A 524-nucleotide genomic window follows, 5' to 3' on the forward strand; every position below is an offset into this window, starting at 1 on the left:
CAAATTTTTGGATGGGGCAAAAAGTGAGATTTTAAAATACGATGTGATTTCTTTTGATATTTTTGATACCCTTCTTTTAAGACCTTTTATTAAACCCACAGATTTATTTTTGTATATTGAGACTAAATATGATATTAAAGGTTTTTGTCAAGCAAGGATTTTAGCAGAAATGCAATCTAGAGAAATCAGTAAAGAACAAGACATTACTCTAGATGAAATTTATCATCAAATTCCAAAAGAGTTTCATTCATATAAGGAAGTAGAAATTGCCACTGAAAAAGAGATGCTTATTCCAAACTTAGAGATGTTAGAACTCTATCGTTTCGCTAAAGAGAACAATAAGAGAGTGATTATTGTATCAGATATGTATTTACCTTTAGAGGTTCTTGAAGATATTTTAATTTCTAAGGGTTTTGATGGTTATACAAATTTTTATCTTAGTAGCCATATAATGCTTACTAAACATTCAAAGGATTTGTTTAAACATGTTTTAAAACAAGAAAATATTACTCACACACAAATGT

1 protein-coding gene is annotated in these 524 nt (G+C 27.9%); it reads left to right on the forward strand.

The annotated features are described in order from the left end of the window. Nucleotides 1–524 (forward strand): hypothetical protein (locus tag IE271_RS44765; protein ID WP_229920021.1); only part of this gene is annotated, 524 nt, incomplete at both ends.

Source organism: Streptomyces minutiscleroticus (genome assembly GCF_014650875.1).
Lineage (GTDB): Bacteria > Actinomycetota > Actinomycetes > Streptomycetales > Streptomycetaceae > Streptomyces > Streptomyces minutiscleroticus.